This is a genomic window from Novosphingobium sp. SG751A (assembly GCF_013149295.1).
GTDB lineage: Bacteria > Pseudomonadota > Alphaproteobacteria > Sphingomonadales > Sphingomonadaceae > Novosphingobium.
Map to the genome: position 1 here is coordinate 1 of NZ_JABGCB010000007.1, position 22,130 is coordinate 22,130.

Genomic DNA, 22,130 nt, shown 5'->3' on the forward strand with positions numbered 1-22,130 from the left:
AGTGGGCATGATCTATAGCCAGCAAGATCATCTACTCATGGTAGAGCTCCTTTATACTTCCGCCGTTACGGCGCACCATTGAAGACGGTAAAGCGTTTGAGGAACGGAACCGATCTTGCATCCTCGCCGCTTTCCTGCGCGCGTGCCTTCTCGGCCTGCGGGGTGAAGCGGTCAGCATAGACCACCGTGACGCCCTTCTCGCCCTTGCGGACATGGCCGCCTGCTTCCAGAGCCTGCCGAAAGGTCAGCCAGCCTTGCGAGGGATAGCCGCCCTCGATCACGCTGCCCCAGAGCAGCAGGACATTGACGCCTGAATAGCTTCTGCCGGTCAGCGCATTATGCGGGAGGGCCGGACCAATACCAGCCCCCTGCCCCGAACCGTCCACCGTTCCCCATGGCTGCACCCATGGAAAGCGTCCCGCCTCAAGCTGGGCGATGATCTTTGCGGTCACTTCATCGTAAAGGGCATTGCGGTTCCCGCCGCGCGGCGCTTCACCCTCGCCCGCAACGCGAGTTTTGCTTGTCTGACGCATGGTATCCTCCTTGCGCCACCCCAAACCAGCATCGGCTTCCCCCGGAGCGGGGGGTGGGCGGCACCAGCGTCCGTCAGGGCGGGACCACAGGGCCGGGCTGCACCTCTGGCCGCAACAACGTGGAGGAGCCGGGCAGCATGACCGGCTTGCAGCACGGACGGGACCGCCCAAAAGGGCGCGCCGCCCTCCCGCGCTCCGAGGGGAAGGCAACACCAACGCCGCCGTGCGGCACGCGCGGCGTCAGCAGAACTTCAGGACTTTGGACAAAGGATCGTCACCCGAAGGGACGGAACGCAGACATGCGGTCCGGGGGCGCCGGAGGCGACCTGGAGCCTAGTCATGGACGGCGCGGAAGCGACGGGCAGGATGGCCCTAAAGGTTCAGGAGATCACAGCGATACGCTACGTACAGGAGTTTCCAGTTCCTCCCAGTAATGCCGGAAACGGCGATAATGGGCCGATTGCGTAATGGCCACTACGAACTCAGCAGAATGAGCGTAGCGCCAAGGATACGGTGCGCATGGCGAGGACATCGTGCGCCTCGTTCTCTACTTCGCCCTGCTCTCGGACGATTGTGCAGCCAGCGTTCAAGGGGAACTACGGCGCCTTACTTCATTAGGAAAGGGCTACGAAGAAGACGATGAATTGGCCCAACGAGTATCAGGCGTTCAAGATGGAGGTATCTTTGGTCGGCGCAGCCTCCTCAGATAGAGCTTGCCGATGACGTCAAGCCGCTATTGTCCACTGAGCAATACCCCGCGATGCTGCACCTCGACCTTGTAGTTATTGGAAAGAGGCTCGCGGAGAATTCGTCAAAGCCGCTCTTCCTGATTGATTTGAAAAATTAGTGTTCTGTCTGTCGGGACCGTTTGAGGCAGCGTAGCAGGATTTGAAGTCGGCTTGTGGGGAAATAGATCGGAGCCTTGCATGTTCGATGCAATTTTCAGATACCGCTATTTGTTGGCCGGTAAATTTGTGCCGCAGGATCAATGAGGTCAAAATGGAAAATGGTGTAGTGGACTTCGACGCCTTTCTGGCATCTTGGCGTGAAAGTATCGTCGAGGGAACCCCCTCCACCGTTGAATTGGGCAGGCGCTTCGCCCAAAAGTTGGTAACGCAGTGGCTTGACGCTTCCGAGGCTGGGACTGAACTCATCTATTGCGATGGCGCAGGTGATGGCGGCATTGATCTTGCCGTTCTGGACGTGGGGTCCGATGAAGAATCTGACAGCCAGCCCGGCCATATCTGGTATCTTGTTCAGAGCAAGTATGGAGGGGCCTTCCAGGGTCCGACAACCTTGCTGGTTGAAGCTCAGAAGGTGATTGACACACTGGATGGCAAAAGGTCCAAGCTTAATTCTCTGGCGGAAGGTCTGCTGGAGAGGCTGGCCTTATTCCGATCTCAGGCGTCAAATAATGATAAAATCATTTTAGTTTTTGCAACTGAGCGTCCGCTCAATGAAGCGGAGCGGCGTGCGCTAAACGACATCAGGTCCATCGGCCGCGAGAGATTGGGCGGTCTTTTTGATGTGGAGACAATTTCCGTCGAAACCATATTTTCTCGACTGGGGGATGAAATTTCAGAGTCCCGCGACCTACTAATCATTGATCTGGTGTCGCACGCTGTTCCTTCCGGCAAGGAACTTCTGGTGGGTTCGACGCCATTAACGGACCTGTATCATTTCCTTCTCGGATACAGAGAGAGGACAGGAGACCTCGATCAGATTTACGAAAAGAACGTCCGCCGATTCCTCGGCGGTCGAGGCAAAGTAAATCGTGGGATGCAAGAGACGCTTCGGAATGCGCCGGAACGCTTTGGCCTTTATAACAACGGAATCACGATTGTTTGCTCAGACTGGGAGCAAGACGGGGCACATATCAAATTGATGGAGCCATACATTGTTAATGGCTGCCAAACCTCTCGCACAATTTGGGAGGTTTTCCATCAGCGTTTCAGCTCTGGCGGCACTGGAGTGAATCCAGAGATAGAAGAGTGGAAGCAACGTGCTTCGGCAGGGGCGGTGGTCACCAAGATCGTGAAAGTTGGCCAATCGGGCGAGCAACTCCTCCAGGCCATCACGCGCTATACGAACAGTCAGAATGCGGTTCGGGAAAAAGACTTTCTTGCCCTCACTAGCGATTTCCGGTCGTGGCAAAATGCTATGGCAAACAATTACGACATTTATTTAGAAATTCAACGAGGTGGTTGGGATTCCCAGAAGGCCTTGCAGAATGCGAACCCCGCAACACGTCAATTCAATCGTCACGTAAATGCGGCCGACCTAATTAAAGTTTTCGGCGCAGGCTGGCTTCGAGAAGCAGGGATGGCATTCGGAAAGAATCCGCCGTTTTTGCCAGAAGGGTCCGTCTTCAAGAAAATTGTCGCTACACCTGAGGAGGGGCAACCCGCCTTCGGTGTTGAGGATTTGTACGCATCGTTTTTGCTTCAAGAAGCAGCAGATAGCTATGGGTTCGGGCGTGGGGCACAATTGACCCGCAGGCAAAGTCGCTTCATCTTTTATATGGTCGCAATCGATCTGTTAAAAGATGTGATGAACCGCGAGCGATTACCCGTTGATAATCGCAGCATTTCCGTTGCACTTGCAAAAACGCTAAATAACGAGGCTTCTCGTGACGCGCTGCTGAGTAATGCTATCGAGGTGATCGATACCTATTTTACCCAAGGTAGCGATGAAAGCATCTTTGAGGAGCCTGCGTTCCGCAATACATTCAACGGCGATCTTAATGCGTTTTTGAAATCAGAGAAATTTGGGAAAAGTATGGAGCTGACGCCAAAGTTGACGGAAGGTATCGCTCTTACGAAACGGGGTATGGGCAAGGCGTTCGGCGGCGTAGCTCCACGCGATCTCATTGCAGGTGCATTGAAATAGCAACACGTTACCTGAGGTATACGCCGGTTGGAATTTTTGGGGACGACGGCGGACACGCCGCCGCCCCTTACCCGGCCTGCTGCAAATGGCGAATCACCCCAGTATTGGGTTTTCAAAACACCTGGATTTCAAAATGCGCCGCTGACCTTGATGCAGATGGGCTTGACAAAACTCGCCCCTTGGTCAACAAACTCCTGCATGAAACGCTTTGATGCAAATATTTCGAAACTGGTGGGCCAGATTGCCACAATCTCTGCCGGATACCCGTTTCGCGGCAAGATCGACGAACTTCCCGACGGTGACGTTGCTGTGATCCAGATGCGCAACACCGACGCAGCCGCTGGAATTGATTGGCCGGGCCTTTCGCGAGTGGAACTTCCGCGCGTCAGTGCAAAGGCCTTCTTGAACAAGGGGGATGTAATTCTCTCGACACGAGGCGGGCGCAATATTGCATATTGCATTGGTGAACGGCAGGAGCAGGTCGTGTGCTCCCCCCACTTTTTTGTCATTCGCACCAAACGGCAGTCTGTCCTGCCGGAGTTCCTTGCTTGGCAACTGAACCAGAAGCCGGCTCAGGGTCACTTCACCGCCGGCGCCACTGGCTCCTATATTCTGAATCTTAAGCGTGAAGTTGTTGAGCAGTTGCCGATTGTGATCCCATCGCTGGCCGAGCAGCAGCGGATAGTGGAACTGAGTGCTGCAGCAAGGACCGAGCGGGCAATCCTCAATCAGCTTATTGAAAATAGATCGCTTGAAATGGATGCCATCGCAAAACGATTGCTGGAAACTTCGTCAACGCTGAATACATCGAGATTATCATGAACGATCAGATCAAACAGGATGAAGTCAACAAGGCCGTATGGTCCGCCTGCGACACCTTCCGCGGGACGGTCTCGGCCGACGTCTATAAAGACTACGTCCTAACCATGCTGTTCCTCAAGTACCTGTCAGACGTGTGGCAGGATCACTACGCCGAGTACAAAAAGCAGTATGGTGACACGCCCGAGCTGATCGCAGAGCTGATGGCGAATGAGCGCTTTGTGCTGCCTGAATCCGCCAACTTCACCACGCTTTATGCCGCGCGGTACGAACCGGGCAATGGCGAGCGGATCGACAAGGCGCTCCATGCTATTGAAGAGGCTAACGTCCGCAAACTGCGCGACGTATTTCAGGATATCAGCTTCAACTCCAACAAGCTGGGTGAGGAAAAGCAGAAGAACGACATCCTGCGCCACCTGCTGGAGGATTTCTCACGTCCAGAGCTAAACATGCGCCCCTCACGCATTGGTAACCTTGACGTGATTGGCAACGCCTATGAATTCCTGATCAAAAACTTTGCCGCCGACGCGGGGCGCAAGGCGGGTGAATTCTACACGCCGCCGGAAGTTTCCGAGCTCATGGCCGAAATCATGGATATGGCCGAAGGCGAGGAAGCCTGCGACCCAACCTGCGGCTCTGGGTCCCTCCTTATGAAGTGCGGTCGCCGCGTGCAGGCCAAATTCGGGGGTTCAAAGCGGTATGCGCTTTTTGGGCAGGAATCGATCGGCAGCACTTGGGCGCTCGCCAAGATGAACATGTTCCTTCACGGCGAGGACAACCACCGCATCGAATGGGGTGACACGATCCGCAACCCCAAGCTGCTCGACGCGGAAGACCGGCTGAAGCACTTTGACGTGGTCGTCGCAAACCCGCCCTTCAGCCTGGAAAAGTGGGGCGTCGACACGGCGGAGAATGACAGGTTCGGGCGCTTCCGTCGCGGGCTGCCGCCCAAGACGAAGGGTGATTATGCCTTCATCCTTCACATGATCGAGACGATGAAGCCGAGGACCGGGCGCATGGCCGTGGTCGCGCCGCATGGCGTGCTCTTCCGAGGATCGAGCGAAGGCACGATCCGGCAGAAGCTGATCCAGGAAAACCTGCTCGAAGCCGTGATCGGCTTGCCGGAAAAGCTGTTTTACGGCACCGGCATCCCGGCTTGCGTCCTCATCTTCCGCAAGACCAAGACGGACGACAAGGTGCTGTTCATCGATGCCAGCCGCGAGTTCAAAGCGGGCAAGAACCAGAACCAGCTTGATGCAAACCATCTGACGAAGATCGTCGAGACCTATCGCAAGCGGGAGAGCGTTGACAAATACGCCTATCTCGCCACGCCCGAGGAGCTGGCCGAGAACGACTACAACCTCAACATCCCGCGCTATGTCGATACCTTCGAGGAAGAGGAAGAGATCGATCTGGTCGCTGTTCGTGCCGAGAGGCTGAAGCTGAAGGCTGAACTCGCCGCGCTGGAAGAGAAGATGGACAGCTACCTCAGGGAGCTTGGCTACTGATGGCTGGCGAGATCATCCAGTACCAGACGGAAGACGGCGCCACCGTTATTCGCCTTCACGCGAGCGACGGCAGCGTTTGGCTCAGCCAGGCCGAAATGGCCGAGCTGTTCCAGACCACCAAGCAGAGCATCAGCCTGCATGTCAGGAACATTCTGGAAGAGGGCGAGTTGGAGGCAGCGGCAACTGTCAAAGAAAACTTGACAGTTCAAACTGAGGGAAAACGCAAGGTTTCCCGCCAGATTTTGCTCTACAACCTGCAAATGATCCTCGCGGCGGGCTTCCGCGTGCGGTCGCTGCGCGGCATGCAGTTCCGGCGCTGGGCATCCGACGCGCTGAGCGAATATCTGGTCAAGGGATTCGTCATGGACAACGCCCGGCTGAAGGAGCCGGACAACGACTATTTCGAAGAGCTGCTGGCCCGCATCCGCGATATCCGCGCATCGGAAAAGCGGTTCTACAAAAAGGTGCTCGATATCTACACCACCGCCGTAGACTATTATCCCAAGGCGGAGACCAGCACGCAGTTTTTCCAAACGGTGCAGAACAAGATGCACCACGCCGCCCATAGCCAGACGGCAGCGGAAACCAAACTGGCCCGCGCCGATGCCGCCAAGCCGATGCACATGGCCGACTGGATCGCCAAGCTGGACGACTTCCTCAAGCTGGGTGATCATCCGCTGCTCGATGGCGCGGGCCGGGTTTCCACCAAGCAGGCGCAGCGGCATGTCGATGCCGAATACGACCGTTGGCACAATCGCGCGATCAATGCGCCCAGCACGGTCGAACAGCATTTCATCGAGGCCACCGCCAAGGTGAAGAAGCTCGCCGCCGATAAGAAGCGGGACGTAAACTGATGGCGCGGCGGATGGAGGCCCCGGAGGGCTGGAAAATCTCGCTGCTCGACAGCGTCACAAAGCGCGGGAGTGGTCATACCCCCGACAAAGAATACCCCGAATACTGGAACGGTGGGATCAAATGGGTCTCGCTCGCCGATTCCCACAGGCTTGATGCGGGTACTATTTCGGAAACGGACAAAGAAATTTCGGAGCTCGGCATCGCCAAATCCTCCGCCGTTGTTCACCCATCTGGCACAGTAATTCTTTCGCGTGACGCAGGCGTAGGGAAGAGCGCTGTTCTGGAGGGTGACATGGCCGTGAGCCAGCATTTCATTGCTTGGCGTTGCTCCTCTTCTCTTGGCCTTCACAACTGGTTTCTCTATATGTGGCTCCAGTTTAACAAGCACGAATTTGAACGTCAGGCGGTCGGCTCTACGATCAAAACAATCGGACTACCGTACTTCAAGCGATTGCAAATCTGCTATCCGCCATACGCTGAGCAGTCTGCTATCGTCGATATCATCAGAACCTGGGATCGTGCCATTGAGACGGTCGAGGCGCTGATCGCCAACGCCCGCGCGCAGAAGCAGGCGCTGATGCAGCGGCTACTCCCGCACGGCACCACCCCACCCAAAAAACGCCTCCCCGGCTTTTCGGGCGAGTGGCGGGAAACCACCATCGAAAGCGTTGCGAGCGTCCTTGTATCAAACGTCGACAAGAAATCGGTGAAGGGCGAGCGGCCAGTTCGGCTGTGTAATTACATGGATGTATACCGGTCCGACCAGATCGTGTCCGACATGGATTTCATGGCCGCAACAGCGACCGAAGCGCAAATCCGCAAATTCGGCCTCAAGGTTGGTGATGTCATTATCACCAAGGACTCAGAGACGCCTGACGACATCGCAATCGCCACATTTGTCCAAAATACCGCGCCCGATCTTGTCTGCGGCTACCACCTCGCTATTTTGCGACCGAAGGATGGCACTGATGGTCAGTTCCTGAAGTTCTTTTTCGAGCACCCGCGAACGCGCCACTTCTTCGCCTCTCGGGCGAATGGCGCAACGCGTTTTGGCTTGACTGTCGGAGCAATCGAAACTGCGCCAATCAGTTTGCCGAGCCATGCCGAGCAAAAAGAGATCGGTAATGTGATCCTGGCGGCAGAGACCGAAATTCATCGCCTTAACCCCATCCTCACCGCCCTCCGCCAAGAAAAGGCTGCACTGATGCAGCAACTGCTCACCGGCAAACGGCGGGTCAAACTCCCGGAAAGCGAGGTGGTCTGATGGCAATCGCGCCCTATGGCTATGCCTATGAAAAGCTTCTGGGCGCGATGGAGATCATGGCGACCGGCAAGGGCACCCGCCCTGAACGCCTCGCGCGCGCTGGCAAGCAGTATCTCCTGCCGATCCGCAGCCCGAAAATGCACAAGCTGCCAGCCGACCTCGCGGCTGCACTGGACAGCCTTTACCGCGAACTCACTTCCGTCCCGCCGCCAACGCAATGGGACAATTCCTTCGACGCCACCGCGCAGCGCATGTCCTGGCAAAAGGCCGAGCGCCTGGCCGGGCAGCTATTCAGCCTGTTCCTGGCGGTGGCTGAGCTGAGGAGCCAGACGGCTGCTAAACTAGATTTTGAGGGGGAAGCATGCTAACTACAATTTCATTGGGAAATTCGGCATGTGATCCAGTGCACGTCAATGCGATGAGTCGCATTGACGTGCACTGGACCAAAAGTCAAGTTCCGATTGACATTTTGGAGCGTAGTCGCTATCAACGTGGCAACAGAGCCCGCCACGCCTCTCAACGATGCGCACCTGGCGGGACTTTTTTTGCCCGTCTTCCGGGCAAGGCGGTGCAGCCATGAGCCTCCCGCCTGCTCCTCCCCCAAAAGTGCCCTACACCAAACCGGCGCTTACCATCGCCCAGCAAATTGCCAAGTTGCAGGGCGAAGGGATGGCAATCGCTGATCAGGCGCTGGCACAGCATTGTCTCCAGTATATCAGCTATTATCGCCTGAGCGCTTACTGGCTGTTTTTCGAGTACCCCAAGGGTCAGCCCGGCCCGCGTTTCAAGCCCGGAACCACCTTTGAAGATGTCGTCTCGCTCTACGAGTTCGACCGGCACCTGCGTTTGCTGGTGCTCGACGCGGTGGAACGCATCGAAGTCGCCGTCAGAGGAAGCTGGGCTTATGTCCTCGCCACCAAGGCTGGATCACATGGCTACCTGAACCGGCATCTCTATTCAGACCAGCGAAAATTCGTGGGCAACTGCCGCAAGCTTGACGAGGAAACCGACAGGTCGAAGGACACGTTCATCCTTCACTACAAGGCAAAATACACTAGGCCGAAGCGCCCGCCCGTGTGGATGGCCTCCGAACTCATGTCGTTTGGCTTGCTCTCGCGTTGGTATGCGCTTCTCAAGGATCGCCCCGACCGACAAGCAGTATCCGCTCCCTTTACGCTCGACGAAAAGATCTTCGTGCCGATGGTCCAGCACATATCGACCGTGCGCAATATCTGCGCGCACCATGGCCGGCTGTGGAATCGGCCGTTGAAGGCAACCCTCAAGCTGCCGAAGAACAATCCGCCCGAACTGGCAAACGCGCTTAACCGGATGGCAAACGACAAGCTCTACAATACATTGACTTTCCTCAAGTATCTGCTTGACCAGTGCGATCCGACGCACACGTGGGGGCAGCGCCTCATTGCTCACATGGTTACGCTGGCAGCGGGGCGCGAATCGGCGATGGGCTTCCCCGCAGACTGGCAGGATTACAAGCTTTGGGGCGGCACGAAGTGACAATCACCCCTAACACCGCCGAGCTCTACAGCTCCCATATCCCGGCCCTCGCCACGCTAGTCTCATTGGGCTGGGAGTATCTTTCCCCTGACGACTGTCTCGCCTCGCGCGGCAGCAACCAGGGAGTGGTTCTGCGCGATGTGCTGGTCGAGCAACTGCGGCGGCGGACCTTCGACTACAAGGGGCGGACCTATTCGCTTTCAACCAACGCGATCGATCAGATTGTCCGCGAGCTGACTTCGCCCGCGCTCAATGAAGGGCTGATCACCGCCAACGAGAAGCTCTACAACGCCTTCACGCTGGGCATCACTGTGACCGAATTCGTTGACGGCAAGAAGCACAGCGTCACCGTGCCAATCATCGACTGGGCGCGGCCGCAGGCAAACAGCTTCGTCATCAGTGATGAGATGGAAATTCTCGCTGTGCCCGGCACGCATACGCGGCGACCCGATATCGTCGGGTTCGTCAACGGCATTCCGCTGCTGGTGATCGAGGCCAAGCGGCCGGACAGCGGCAATCCCAACAAATCGATGGTTGACGAAGGGATCAGCCAGACCATCCGCAATCAGGGGCAGGAGGAAATCCCGCAACTGTTCTCCTATGCCCAACTCCTGATGTCTATCGGCATGACCGATGGCCGCTATGGAACCACCAGGACCCCGCGCAAATTCTGGGCGCAATGGCGCGAGGAGGAATTCTCAGAGGACCACTTTCACCAGATCAAGAACACCGCGCAAGAGATTGATCCGCACATCGCTATCCTGACGAACCATGTTAGCGATGTGCGGGCGCACTTCCAGCACCTGTGGAGCGAAGAGCAGGAGGTGACCGCGCAGGATCGCCTGCTGATTGGCCTTTGCTCGCCCGAGCGGTTGCTGGAATTCGTGCGTTCCTATGTCCTGTTCGACCGCAAGGTGGATAAGATCGTCGCCCGCCACCAGCAGTTTTTCGGCATCCGCGCGCTGCTGGACCGGATCAGCCAGGTTAAGCCCGATGGCGCACGTGAAGGCGGAGTGATTTGGCATACCACCGGATCGGGCAAGAGCTTTACGATGGTCATGCTGTGCAAAGCGTTGCTGCAGCATGAGAAGCTGAAAGCGTGTCGCCTGGTTGTGGTGACGGACCGGCGCGATTTGGAAAAGCAACTGGCAGGTAATTTCTTAACCGGCGGGGCCTTCGGTTCGGATATCGCCTCCAAAGATGCCGTGAAGGCGAAGGCGCAATCCGGCCGAGACCTCGCGAAGCGCATCGGCAAAGGCGCCGAGCGGATCATCTTTACCATCATCAACAAGTTCGGCAGCGCGGCTCGCCACCCGGAATGCCGGAACGACAGTGCAGACATGATCGTGCTGGTCGATGAAGGGCACCGCAGCCAGGGCGGCGAAAACCACGAACGGATGCGTAACGCCCTTCCTAACGCCGCTTATGTCGCGTTTACTGGCACCCCCCTGCTGAAGGACGACAAGACGGCCAACAAATTCGGGCGCATCGTTCATGCCTACACTATGAAGGACGCCGTTTCCGATGGAACGGTGACGCCGCTGCTCTACGAAGAACGCAAGCCAATCCTCGACGTGAACGAGCGAGCGATCGACAACTGGTTCGAGAAGGTCACAGCTGGACTTTCCGACGAGCAGAAAGGCGATCTCAAGAAGAAGTTCGGAACCAAGGGCGCGGTCTATGGCTCCGGCGACCGGATCAATCTGATCGCACTCGATATTGCGACCCACTTCAAGGAGAACTTCAAGGATCTGGATCTTGGACTGAAAGGGCAACTTGCAACGGAATCCAAGCGCGCCGCCATCCGCTACAAGAAAGCGCTGGATGCAACAGGCCTGATCAGCAGCGCCATCGTCATTTCAGCTCCCGACACACGCGAAGGCCATTCGGAGGTCGATGAAGCAGAGCTGCCCGAGGTTCAGCAGTGGTGGAAGGAAAATGTGCATGGCGACGCTGAAGACTATGAACGCCAGGTGATCGAGGATTTCTCAACCGAAGGGCGGCCAGACATTCTGATCGTGGTCGACAAGCTGCTCACCGGATTTGATGAACCGCGCAACGCCGTCTTGTACATCGACAAGAAGCTGGAACAGCACAATCTGATCCAGGCCATCGCCCGAGTGAACCGGCTGCATGAGCAGAAGAAGTACGGTTTGCTGATCGATTACCGCGGCATTCTGAAGGCACTCGATAGCGCGCTCACGGAATATCAGGACCTAGCAGAACGGACGCAGGGTGGCTTCGATCTCGATGACATCGACAAGCTGTATGCCAATGTCAGCACCGAATATAAGAGATTGCCCGGTCTTCTTGCCGATCTGTGGGCGATTTTCAAGCCGGTCAAAAACAGGGCTGACATCGAGCAGTATCGACAATTACTGGTTCCCCAGACCCGTGAAAGCGAGGACGGCACATCGGTCGACCTAAATCAAAAGATTAGAGAAGACTTTTACGAGGCGCTAACGGCGTTTGGCATGTGCCTCAAGATCGCGCTGGGATCACGTTCATTCTTCGAGGACACGTCAATCACAGAAACGCAAATTGCTGCATACAAGCGCGACCTCAAGTTCTTCACCAATCTGCGTAAGATCGTAAAGCAAGACGCTCAGGAAATCGTCGATTACAGCGCCTATGAGGACCAGATCCGGAGGTTGGTCGATCGATACGTTGTCGGCGAGGATATTGAGAATGTGGACGGCGTTCTGATCGTCAATGAGCTTGGCAACCACCAAGCTGCTGAAACTTGGTCAGCCGAGAAAACCCGCAACGAGACCGACATCATCAGGTCGAGAGTCCGCAAAACGATCGAGCAGGAATTAGCCGACGACCCTTATGCTCAGCTGTTCTTTTCCGACCTCCTCAAGCAGGCCATCGCGGAGGCTTCAGCGCTGTTCGACCACCCCTACAAGCAGTATGTCCTGTTCAAGGATTTGGAGGAAAAGCTCACAAACAAAACCGTCGACGATTTGCCACAGCGCCTTGAAGGGCATCGACATGCGGGCGCCTATTTCGGCATCATCCGGCTTGAGATCGGTGATGCAGTTGCAAATGAGCACGAGCAAAAGGAGTTCATTCAGGCAGCATTGGATATGGAGAAATCAGTCGAGAGCGCTATCGCTGAAAACTCGCTGAACCCGGCAAACATCGAAGCTGCCATTCGGAAGGCCCTGTTACCGCGCCTCTTTGGCCTGACTGGCTTAGAAAAAGCGAAAGCCATCACTGACAAAGTCGTTGAGGTCACTCGCGTCGGCCTTGCACGTGACGGTGTTCCGAAGCCATGATCGTTCAATATGGGGAGCAAGAGGTAAAATGCTCCGTTCGACGGACCGCTAGTGTCAGCGGGCGAGTGCGCATTCACGTGTACCCTAGCGGCGATGTCGAAATTGAAGCCCCCGAAAACATTGACGTCGATCAAATCAAGACGGCTGCGCAGCGGCGGGCGCGATGGATATTCAAGCATCGGGATGCGGCAATCGCAACTCGACTCGACGCTCTGCCACGCGAATATGTGAGTGGTGAAACACACTTTTACCTTGGCAGACGGCACAAGCTAATCGTCAAAATAAGCGGTGCGCAACCCTCTGAGGTAAAGCTGCTTCGAGGTAAGCTCGAAGTTTCTTTGCCGGTTGCTGATAGAGCCGCCGTAAGACGCAGATTGAACGCGTGGTACAATGCACGGGCAACTCAATACCTGGGCAATAAATTAGCCGAAATCTGCAACCACATTACATGGGTCGATGATTTGCCGCCCTTTAAGTTAATGCGTATGAAAACCCAGTGGGGCAGCTGCTCTCCCAACGGGACAATTTACCTCAATCCAGCCCTTATTCGGGCACCGCGCCATTGCATCGAATACGTGATTTTGCACGAACTTTGCCACCTTGTGGAGCACAATCACAGCAAGCGGTTTTTTGATTTGCTGACCAGGAACATGCCTAGCTGGCTGGCTGCAAAGCAAGAGTTGGACTCGCTTGCAGAGCTTATTCTTGCAGGAGATGATTGATTGGCAAAATAGCATCTCCAAAGGGATCTGCTGCAGGTCAACAAGATGTACTACGCGTTTGCCGTTGACTTGCGTCACGCGCTATGGACGAAGGTCAATTTGGGTCAATAGACAGAAAAAAGATTTTCGGCATGCTCCCCCATCAGGTGGCCGATATGGGGGCCTTCGAAAACCCTCATTCATTTTCTTTATTGAAAATCAAATACATATTCAATCTTTTCGATGCCCCTAAGCGCACCATTTCCACCTTCGCCAAAGTCCGCTGAAGGTTGAAAAAATACCAGAAATCTGCCACTTTGAGCACTGGCTTAACCGCCGGTGCTTGCCTCTGTCTGTCGGTAATTGGACGATTCTGGCGGCCTGTGCGGGGGCCTATTCGTTTTGCCGCAATCAGGAGGCCCCAAAATGCCCCCTGTTCGTCTCTGCAATACGCGCATTAAAGCCCCGAAAGACGGCCTATAAGGCCTCGGACAAAAAAACCTACTTTTCCAAGTACTTCCCTAATTCGGCAATCAGCACCCTGCCCTAGACCGGCAATGCTCTTACGCGCGCGCCAAACACGGCAAACCCCCGCTCCGTATCCCGAAGCGAGGGCATGCCTGTGAGAGAAGCGTTACAGCATCAGGCGGCGCGGCCGAAGTCAGCGTCATCCTCGTCTTCACCGCCGCTCATCATATCCAGCGCAAAGCCTTTGACGCGCTCTTGCTGGTGCATGACGGAATTGGGCTTGGACTTTTTCGCCTTGGCGCGGGGCGGCGGGGCGGCGCGGGTCTGGCGCGCGGGGGCGCTGCGCTGGACGGGCTGGGCGCTGCTCATGCTGTCCTCGGCGTTGACGCGGAAGAAGGAAACGATGTGCTGCAATTCATCGGCCTGCGAGGCAAGTTCCTCCGAGGTCGAGGATATCTCGACCGAAGCGCTGGCATTCTTTTGCGTCACGCGATCAAGCTGCTGAATTGCCTCGTTGATCTGGGATGCACCAATGTCCTGTTCGCGGCAGGCGGCGCTGATTTCCGACACCAGTTCGGCGGTGCGGCGAATATCGGGGACCAGTTTGGTCAGCATCTCGCCCGCCTCGGCTGCGGCCTTCACCGTATCGGAGGACACGGCCACGATCTCGGCAGCGGCCACCTGGCTGCGCTCGGCCAGCTTGCGGACCTCGGAGGCGACCACGGCAAAGCCCTTGCCATGTTCGCCCGCGCGCGCCGCCTCGACCGCCGCGTTCAGCGCCAACAGGTCGGTCTGGCGCGCGATTTCCTGCACAATGCCGATCTTGGCCGCGATGGTGCGCATCGCGCCCACCGCCTTTTCCACCGCCGCGCCCGACAATTCGGCATCGCGCGAGGATTGGCGGGCAATCTTTTCGGTCTGGGCGGCATTGTCGGCGTTCTGGCGGATATTGCCCGCCATCTGCTCCATCGATGCCGAGGCCTCCTCGGTCGAGGCGGCCTGTTCATTGGCGCCCTCGGACAATTGCTCGGAACTGGCCGCCATCTGGTTGCTGCCCGCAGCGACATGGTTGGCCGCCCCGCCCACGTTCATCGCAAAGGCGCGCAGATTGTCGATCAGTCGGTTGACCGAATTCTTCATCTTCTGATGGTCGCCCTGACAATCGATCTCGACCCGTTCGAGCAGATCGCCCTTGCTGGCCAGGTCCAGCACGCGGTTGCCCTCGCCAATCGGCAGCAGGATCGCATCGAGCATCCCGTTGATCCCGGCGATAAGGCTGGCAAAATCACCGACAAAGCGACGATCATCGCCACGCTCGTTCAATTGCCCCGCTGTCGAGGCATCTATCAGGCGGTGAATTTCGCTGGTGATGGCACGCAGATTGGCGCGCAGAGCCTCGATAGTATCGTTGATAAAAACCTTCTTGCCGGGGAATTGTTCGAGCGGCGCATCGAAATCGCCCTCGCCAAACGCCTTGACGCAGGCCATCGCCTTTTTCTTCACCGCAATATGTCCGGCCACCATATCGTTGATGCTCTGCGCCACGGTGGCAAAATCGCCCTTGAACTTTTCAGCCCGGACCTTGACGTCAATATCGCCCTTGTCATGCTCGGCCGACATATAGTTCAGTTCGGTAATCAACCCGCGCAAATTGGCGCGCAGCGTTTCGATCGTCTCGTTGATAAAGGCTTTCTTGCCGGGCAACTGCTCCATCGGCGCGTCGAAATTGCCGATGCTGAATTCCTTGATGCAGGCCATGGCCTTTTTCTTCACCGCGATATGCCCGCTCACCATAGTATTGATGCTGCGCGCCATTTCGGCCAGTTCGCCCCGGAATTTGTCCACCGGCACCATCACGTCAATATCGCCCCGGTCATGCTCGCTCGACATGGTCTGGATGCTGCGGCCCAGCGTCTGCACCGGCTGTGCGGCGCTTTCCAGCAGCCGGTTGACGGCGGCCAGGATCACCTGCGTCTGCCCCTTGCCCACCGAAGGATCGACCCTCGCGCTTAGATCGCCGCTGGCCATGGCCGCTTCGACACGCTCGATTTCCGCCACGATGGATTCGGGCGAAACGCTGGAGAAAATGCTAAGCGCCATGAACCAATTCCTCTTTACCGGCTCTTTATCGGAATGATTTTTCAAATTTTTCCGGACGCACACCTCTTTCGCGCTTCCACGAATGACAAATCAGGCATGGTCCGGTTTTCAAGAATTACCCAATAAGTACATGGATCTTCTCGAATAACGGTAAATTGAGAGAGGGCCTTATCTAGGCAAATATCCGATGGGCGCTTTAGAACCGGATTCGCCTTAGAATGCCCGCCCAGTCCGGACGTGAAAAAGGACGGCCCCAAGGACCGCCCCTTTCCATCACCAAGCTCTGGGCTCAACGGGTCGCGCCGCCGACCTGCCCTTGTGCGGCATTCTCGATCTGCTGGCCATTCATGGTCGAGATCAGGCTCTTGCCATTGCCGCTGGCGGCAAAGTTACCGGCAGGCAGCGTGACATCGCTGTTGCGGGCGCGCATCACCACGCTCTGCACCCGACCATTGCTGTCGGCCACCACCTGACGCACCTTGCCCAGACGCGAGCCATCGGGGGCGGTGATCGCCATGCCGGGCTTGACGGCAGCGCTGCCCGCGACCTGCGAGGCCGCGCTGCCCGCCAGCGCCAGATTGCTGCTGCCCAGCGAACCAGCGGCGGAGAGCGAGTTTTGCGCGCTGCCCTGCGCGGCGGCGCTCAGGCCATTGGCGCGTCCGGCGACATTGGAAGCGGCATTGGAGGCCGCATCCTTGCCGCGCGAGGCCACATTGGACGCCGCCATATTGGCGCGCGAGGCCGCGCCCGAAGCCGCGGAGCGAGCATCGCCCACCGCCCCATTGGCCCGCGAAGCGGCCGCTCTGGCGCCATTGGCCACCTGATCGGTGCCGATCAATTGCGCATTCGCGCTGCCGCTGCCGGTGGCCGAACCGCTGGCCGACAGCGCGCCATCAACCGCGCGCGTGCCGGTCACCGGGGTGGTGGTCGTGGCCGCAGGCGTCAGATTGGCCGCGCCATTGCCGGTCACGCTGCGATTGGCGTCCACCTTGCCGTTGCGGGTGTTGACATGCTGGCTGCCGGTGGTGTTGCCGCTGGCCGTGGCGGTGCTGCGCGTGGTGGTTTCAACCTGCGAAGTGGCCGAACCGATGGTGCCCATCGATCCGAAACCGCCCATCGATCCTGCGCCACCAATCGCGCCGCCCAAGCCGCCGCCGACAGCACCTCCAAGACCGCCGCCGCCCAGCAACTGGGCATGGGCAGGCACCGAGGCGAGGCTGAGAACCAGAGCGGCGAAAGTAAGGCTGGAAATGCGGGTCATGTCGTGTCTCCTTCATGATAATGTTGGGAACCACGTCTTGGGGTTCTGCTGAGTAAACGAGCGCCGAAGCAGATTTCTTCCAAAGAAAATTCGAAGTTTTTAAAAAGAAATCCCCGCAGAAAGGGATGAACCTCTCTGCGGGGACCTGCCGCCTGCAGTTGGTAGCCGATAATCAGGCGGCATAGGGGGTGAGGATGATTTCGACGCGGCGATTGGCCGCGCGCCCGCCGATTGTTGCGTTGGAGGCAATCGGTTCGGTCTTGCCAAAGCCCTGTACATGCATCCGGGCGCCATTGACACTGCGGTCGGCCAAATAATCGGCCACCGCATCGGCGCGCTGTTCCGACAGGCGCTGGTTATAGGCATAGGAGCCGATCGCATCGGTATGGCCGTTCACATCGACATAGGTGGCCGGATATTTGCCCAGCGTGCGCGACACCGCGTTCAGCACGCCGTAAAAGCGCGGCTGGATGTCATGCTTGTCAAAGGCGAAGGTCACATCGGCGGGCATTTCCAGCACGATCTGATTGTTGCGCTTGATGACCTCGACCCCGGTGCCGCGCAGGTCATTTTGCAGCACGACATATTGGCGGTCGATATAGGCGGGCGCATCGGCATAGGCCACCGGCATGATCCCGGCGTTGACAATGGCCACCCGGCGCACCGCAACATCGGGAATGGCGGGGACCACCACGCCGCGAATAGCGGGAACGGCCACCACCGTGTTGACGCGGCTGACCACCGGCACGGAAACCGCAGGGCGGGCGATGACGGGCGCGCGCACCACCGGCGCCTCAACCGCCTGCCTCACCGATCCGGCCACGCCCAGCGAACCCGTCGCTCCGCCCAGCGCCCCGCCGATCCCCAAACCACCACCAAGCCCACCGCCCAGCAACTGGGCGTGAACCGGGGCGGCCAGAGCCAGCGTCATGGTGGCGATAGCGGCGATGTTGAAAGTCTTGCTCATGATCTGTCTCCTTCATCTGTGCCAGCCCTTGGAAAGAGAGCATTGCGACTGGCTATGATGAGGAAACGATGGGGCGATGGGTTTTCTTCCCTGCGCGGCGCGGATTTTTTCAGATGCCCTTACGACAGGAATTGCAGAGGATGCCCCGCCCGGCGCGCCCGCCCGCGGCCTCCGCCTCGCGGTCCAGCGCCACCAGACTCCGCCCCGCCCCTGGCACCGGCCCGGCATAGGCCGCCAGACGCGCGGCCACCAGCGGCGCGGCAAAAGAAGTGCCGCGCAAAGTCACTCGCCCGGCAAGGCCAACGGCGGTCATGTCCGCGCCGGGGGCGGCATAATCGAGATGGCTGGCACGCCCCGCCTCGAACAACACGCGCCCCTTGCCGTCCACCCCGGTTACGGCCACCACATCGCGATAAGAGGCCGGATAGGACAAAGGCGAGGCCGCGCCATCATTGCCGACGGCGGCGACGACGAACATCCCCCGCGCCTGCGCCGCCGCAACTGCGCGCTCCAGCAAGGGATTGGCAGGCCCGACAAGGCTGATCGAGACGACCGGCACGCGCTGCTGCGCCATCCAGCCCAGCGCCTTGGCGATGGCCAGCGCATTGCCGCCCGCCGGGTCCGCACCATAAACATCGGCAGCAAACACATGCGCCACCCCCGCCCCGCCCAGCAGCGAAGCGATGGATTGGGCATGTTGATTAGGGCGCGGGGCGCCGATGGCAAAACCGGCCTGCGCGGCAAGGCGGGCATCGGGCCGGATGCCCCCGTCGATCAGGCCCACCGTGCCGCCCCGTGGGGATGGCATGGCCGAGGGGCCAGAGGCCGGCGCCGTCTGGCCGCCCGGGAAATGGATCTGATCGGCCGTCACGGTCTTGGCGGGCAACAGCTTTTGCAAGGCCCGCGTGGCATCGGGCAATGTCACACCGGCGGGCGTCTCCAGCCGGGCAAAGCCCACGCCCAGCCCTTCCAGATCGCCCTGCTCCATCAGCCGATAGCCCGATTTTTCCGCCAACATCAGCGCAGCCGGGTCGGGATCGAGCAGCAGCAGTTCATGCGCGCGGGCGGGCGATCCATTGGCGTCCATCGCCACCGTATTGCGATTGCGGCGCACGAAAGCATCAAGCCGCGCCAGCCGCAGATCGGCCAGCGCGGCCACATCCTCAAGCGGGCGCGCCACCAGCGTGGCGGCCCCGTCCAGCGTGCCGCGCAGCCTGTCGACCGCCCCGCCCAAGGTCTGACCAACAGCGGGCAGGCCAAGCTGGGCCAGCGCAGGCCCCGCCGCCGCCAGCAGCAGCGCGCCGGCAATCCCCAGCCTGATGAACCGCTGTCGCACTCTCTTGCCCTTTGTTCAAAAAAATCGCACCAACGCGGAAGAAACGAGCGTGGTCGTCCGTTTCATCCATGACAAGGTGCAAATCATTGCCAACGGCTCAATTCAGCGAAGGACTGGTCAGGCTTTTGCCGCAGATGCGGCGGTTTGCCCGAGGCCTTACGCGCGACGGGGCCGATGGCGACGATCTGTGCCAGATGACAATCGAACGCGCGCTCAAATCCTCGCATCTGTGGACCGAGGGGACGCGCCTTGATTCATGGGTGTATCGGATCATGCGCAACATATGGATCGACGAGGCCCGCGCGCGCAATCGCGCCAGCCAGACCTTCGCCCCCGAAGAGGATGGCGAGCATGTGGGCATGGCGGGCGATGTGGGAATCGAAGCTCATGTCGAACTGGGCAATGTGGACCGCGCGATGGCGCAATTGCCCGATGAACAGCGCGAGGCGGTGATGCTCGTGCTGGTCGAAGGCTTTGCCTATAAAGAGGCGGCCGAAATCATCGGGTGTCCGATAGGCACGCTCACCTCGCGTCTGGCGCGTGGGCGCGAGGCGCTGATGCGCGCTTTGGGAGAAGAATCATGAGCGTGAGCCGCGAAGAGATCATGGCCTATGTCGATGGCGAAATCGACGAAGCGGCACGCGAACGCATCACGCTGGCGGCGCTGAGCGACCTTGACCTTGCCGAAGCGATTGCGCGCGAGCGGGCCTTGCGCGAACGGCTGCAGGGGCATTTTGCGGGCGTGACGCAGGAACCCGTGCCCCCGGCGTGGGAGGCAATGATCCGCGAGCAGACCACGCCTGCTCCCGTCATCGACCTTGCGCAGGTGCGCCGCAGGAAAGCGGAAGAGGCCAAGGTCGCCCAGCCCAAAATCCCCCTGTCGCAGCGCAAATGGTTTGGCGGGGCGATTGCTGCTGCGCTGGTCATGGGCCTGTTCCTTGGCGGACAGATGATGGGGCGCGAAGGGCCGATCACGGCCAAAGACGGCGCGCTGCTGGCCTCGGGCGATCTGGCCCATGCGCTCGACCGGCAACTGGCCGCCGACGATGGGGCGACGCGGATGATCGCCACGTTTCGCCGGGGCGATGGAGCACTGTGCCGCGCCTTTTCGGGGGCCTCGGCCTCGGGCGTTGCCTGCCATGGCGGCGATGGCTGGCGGCTGGAGCATGTGATGCCCGGATCGGGCGCATCGGGCGCGCAATATCGTCAGGCAGGCTCAGCCGATGGCGCCGTTATGGCCATTGCGCAGGACATGGCAGTGGGTGAGCCGTTGGACGCGGCGCAGGAAAAAGCGGCCAAGGACAAGGGCTGGCGCTGAAATTTCCATCGTTTGTACTTTTTCGTTTGAACCCTGTGAAAAAACAGGGTTGAACTCTCCTGCCCTTGCACTCTAGTCTCCCTATGACAACGGTAACATAAAGAGCGCCGAAAGCGGGGGCAACAATCGCTTTTCCGGCGTAGGCAGAGGATAGTCGTGACCACCATCAAGGATGTGGCCGAGCGCGCGGGCGTTTCGATCAAGACCGTTTCGCGCGTGCTGAACGAAGAGCCGCATGTGCGCGCGCAGGTGAAGGAGCGCGTGCTCGAAGCCGCGCGTGAACTGGATTACAAGCCCAATCGCGCCGCCAGCCGCCTTGCGGGCGGGCGTTCCTTCCTGATCGCGCATCTCTATGACAATCCCAACCCCAGCTATATTTCGGCGCTGCACATCGGCGCGGCGCGGCGGTGCCGGGAACTGGGCTATCATCTGGTGGTCGAGCCGGTGAACAGTCAGGACAAGGATCTGCTGGGTCTGGTCCGGCGCCTGTTCGCCACAATTGCCCCCGATGGCATTTTGCTCAGCCCGCCTTTGTCGGAAAACACCGAATTTGTCGAAAGCGTGCGGCAATTGGGCGGGCGGATCGCGCTGATCTCGGCCACGCATGGCGATGAATGGACGCATATTTCCACTGATGAACGCGGGGCCAGCAAGGCGATCATGGCGCATCTGCTGGGTCTGGGCCACCGCCGCATCGGTTTCGTGCGCGGACACCCCCAGCATTTCGGCGCCACCTTGCGCTATGACGGCTATTGCCAATCGCTGGTCGAGGCCGGGCTGGCGCTGGAACCGGCACTGGTGGCGCAGGGTTATTTCGACCTGCAATCCGGGCTGGAGGCAACCCGCAGCCTGCTGGCCCTGCCCCAGCGGCCCACGGCGATCTTTGCCTCCAACGATGAAATGGCGGTGGGCGCGCTGATGGCCGCACGCGAATTCGGGCTGAATGTGCCGGAGGATCTCTCCATCATCGGCTTTGACGATACGCCGATGAGCCGCCTGATCTCGCCCGCGCTGACCACCGTGCGCCAGCCCCTGGAAGCGATGGGCGCGGCGGGGGTGGAAACCATCGTCTCGCCCGACAAGGCGCCGGGGGATTATCTGGATTTCGAGATCATCCTGCGCGATTCCTGCGCGCCGCCGAGGGGGTAAGAAAGTTTGCCTCCGGCGGGCAAAGGGCGGGGGCCCTTTGCAATCCAGTTACTTGGGTATGGGCCTGATGGCGGGTGAATATTCCATGATAATGGATAGCCGCTGCGCGGCGGGGTTTTAGCACGGCGTGGAACTTGCCATTCACGGTGCGGGGCGTCATCGTAGG

17 protein-coding genes and 1 pseudogene are annotated in these 22,130 nt (G+C 58.9%); 13 read left to right on the top strand and 5 right to left on the bottom strand.

Features of this window, described 5'->3' with window-relative positions; genetic code table 11:
• Positions 1 to 71: 71 nt before the first annotated feature.
• Positions 72 to 533 (bottom strand): annotated as a pseudogene (locus FHW96_RS10670) (ArdC-like ssDNA-binding domain-containing protein); the annotation flags it as partial.
• A gap of 933 nt (positions 534 to 1,466) precedes the next feature.
• Here FHW96_RS10670 and FHW96_RS10675 point away from each other — a divergent pair.
• The 10 genes from FHW96_RS10675 to FHW96_RS10720 all read left to right on the top strand — a co-directional run bounded on the left by FHW96_RS10675 (position 1,467) and on the right by FHW96_RS10720 (position 13,652).
• Complete coding sequence (locus tag FHW96_RS10675) at positions 1,467 to 3,422, top strand: AIPR family protein (protein WP_216650860.1); 1,956 nt, start codon at positions 1,467 to 1,469, stop codon at positions 3,420 to 3,422.
• 27 nt (positions 3,423 to 3,449) lie between these two features.
• Positions 3,450 to 4,244: a restriction endonuclease subunit S gene (locus tag FHW96_RS10680; RefSeq protein ID WP_172340563.1), complete on the top strand. Its 795-nt coding sequence runs from the start codon at positions 3,450 to 3,452 to the stop codon at positions 4,242 to 4,244.
• On the top strand, positions 4,241 to 5,749 hold the full coding sequence (locus FHW96_RS10685) for a type I restriction-modification system subunit M (protein ID WP_172340564.1): 1,509 nt from the start codon (positions 4,241 to 4,243) through the stop codon (positions 5,747 to 5,749). The genes FHW96_RS10680 and FHW96_RS10685 overlap by 4 nt, the downstream gene beginning before the upstream one ends.
• A complete protein-coding gene (gene rhuM / locus FHW96_RS10690) occupies positions 5,749 to 6,603 on the top strand; it encodes a RhuM family protein (RefSeq protein ID WP_172340565.1) in 855 nt (284 codons plus the stop codon). Before FHW96_RS10685 ends, rhuM begins: the two co-directional genes overlap by 1 nt.
• The gene (locus FHW96_RS10695; RefSeq protein ID WP_172340566.1) at positions 6,603 to 7,868 is read left to right on the top strand and encodes a restriction endonuclease subunit S; all 1,266 of its coding nucleotides are present in this window, start codon (positions 6,603 to 6,605) and stop codon (positions 7,866 to 7,868) included. Before rhuM ends, FHW96_RS10695 begins: the two co-directional genes overlap by 1 nt.
• Positions 7,868 to 8,236, top strand: coding sequence for a hypothetical protein (locus tag FHW96_RS10700; RefSeq protein ID WP_172340567.1), 369 nt, complete (start codon positions 7,868 to 7,870; stop codon positions 8,234 to 8,236). The genes FHW96_RS10695 and FHW96_RS10700 overlap by 1 nt, the downstream gene beginning before the upstream one ends.
• Before the next feature lie 208 nt (positions 8,237 to 8,444).
• On the top strand, positions 8,445 to 9,383 hold the full coding sequence (locus tag FHW96_RS10705; RefSeq protein WP_172340568.1) for an Abi family protein: 939 nt from the start codon (positions 8,445 to 8,447) through the stop codon (positions 9,381 to 9,383).
• The gene (locus FHW96_RS10710; RefSeq protein ID WP_172340569.1) at positions 9,380 to 12,664 is read left to right on the top strand and encodes an HsdR family type I site-specific deoxyribonuclease; all 3,285 of its coding nucleotides are present in this window, start codon (positions 9,380 to 9,382) and stop codon (positions 12,662 to 12,664) included. Before FHW96_RS10705 ends, FHW96_RS10710 begins: the two co-directional genes overlap by 4 nt.
• Complete coding sequence (locus FHW96_RS10715) at positions 12,661 to 13,386, top strand: M48 family metallopeptidase (protein ID WP_216650862.1); 726 nt, start codon at positions 12,661 to 12,663, stop codon at positions 13,384 to 13,386. The genes FHW96_RS10710 and FHW96_RS10715 overlap by 4 nt, the downstream gene beginning before the upstream one ends.
• A gap of 83 nt (positions 13,387 to 13,469) precedes the next feature.
• On the top strand, positions 13,470 to 13,652 hold the full coding sequence (locus FHW96_RS10720) for a hypothetical protein (protein WP_172340570.1): 183 nt from the start codon (positions 13,470 to 13,472) through the stop codon (positions 13,650 to 13,652).
• A gap of 355 nt (positions 13,653 to 14,007) precedes the next feature.
• Here FHW96_RS10720 and FHW96_RS10725 read toward each other — a convergent pair whose 3' ends face one another.
• From FHW96_RS10725 to FHW96_RS10740, 4 genes are all read right to left on the bottom strand, one after another.
• Entirely contained in the window at positions 14,008 to 15,933 is a 1,926-nt protein-coding gene (locus FHW96_RS10725; protein ID WP_172340571.1) for a methyl-accepting chemotaxis protein, read from the bottom strand.
• 289 nt (positions 15,934 to 16,222) lie between these two features.
• Entirely contained in the window at positions 16,223 to 17,194 is a 972-nt protein-coding gene (locus FHW96_RS10730) for a hypothetical protein (protein ID WP_172340572.1), read from the bottom strand.
• 172 nt (positions 17,195 to 17,366) lie between these two features.
• Complete coding sequence (locus FHW96_RS10735) at positions 17,367 to 18,161, bottom strand: OmpA family protein (protein WP_172340573.1); 795 nt, start codon at positions 18,159 to 18,161, stop codon at positions 17,367 to 17,369.
• 109 nt (positions 18,162 to 18,270) lie between these two features.
• The gene (locus FHW96_RS10740; protein ID WP_172340574.1) at positions 18,271 to 19,497 is read right to left on the bottom strand and encodes a S8 family serine peptidase; all 1,227 of its coding nucleotides are present in this window, start codon (positions 19,495 to 19,497) and stop codon (positions 18,271 to 18,273) included.
• Positions 19,498 to 19,631: 134 nt separating this feature from the next.
• Here FHW96_RS10740 and FHW96_RS10745 point away from each other — a divergent pair, with 134 nt between their 5' ends.
• From FHW96_RS10745 to FHW96_RS10755, 3 genes are all read left to right on the top strand, one after another.
• Positions 19,632 to 20,081 (top strand): RNA polymerase sigma factor, encoded by a 450-nt coding sequence (locus FHW96_RS10745; RefSeq protein WP_246404509.1) that lies wholly within the window; start codon positions 19,632 to 19,634, stop codon positions 20,079 to 20,081.
• Positions 20,078 to 20,815, top strand: a complete 738-nt coding sequence (locus tag FHW96_RS10750) for an anti-sigma factor (RefSeq protein WP_172340576.1) — start codon at positions 20,078 to 20,080, stop codon at positions 20,813 to 20,815. Before FHW96_RS10745 ends, FHW96_RS10750 begins: the two co-directional genes overlap by 4 nt.
• 156 nt (positions 20,816 to 20,971) lie before the next feature.
• Positions 20,972 to 21,964 (top strand): LacI family DNA-binding transcriptional regulator, encoded by a 993-nt coding sequence (locus FHW96_RS10755; protein WP_172340577.1) that lies wholly within the window; start codon positions 20,972 to 20,974, stop codon positions 21,962 to 21,964.
• The last annotated feature ends 166 nt before the right edge of the window (positions 21,965 to 22,130 follow it).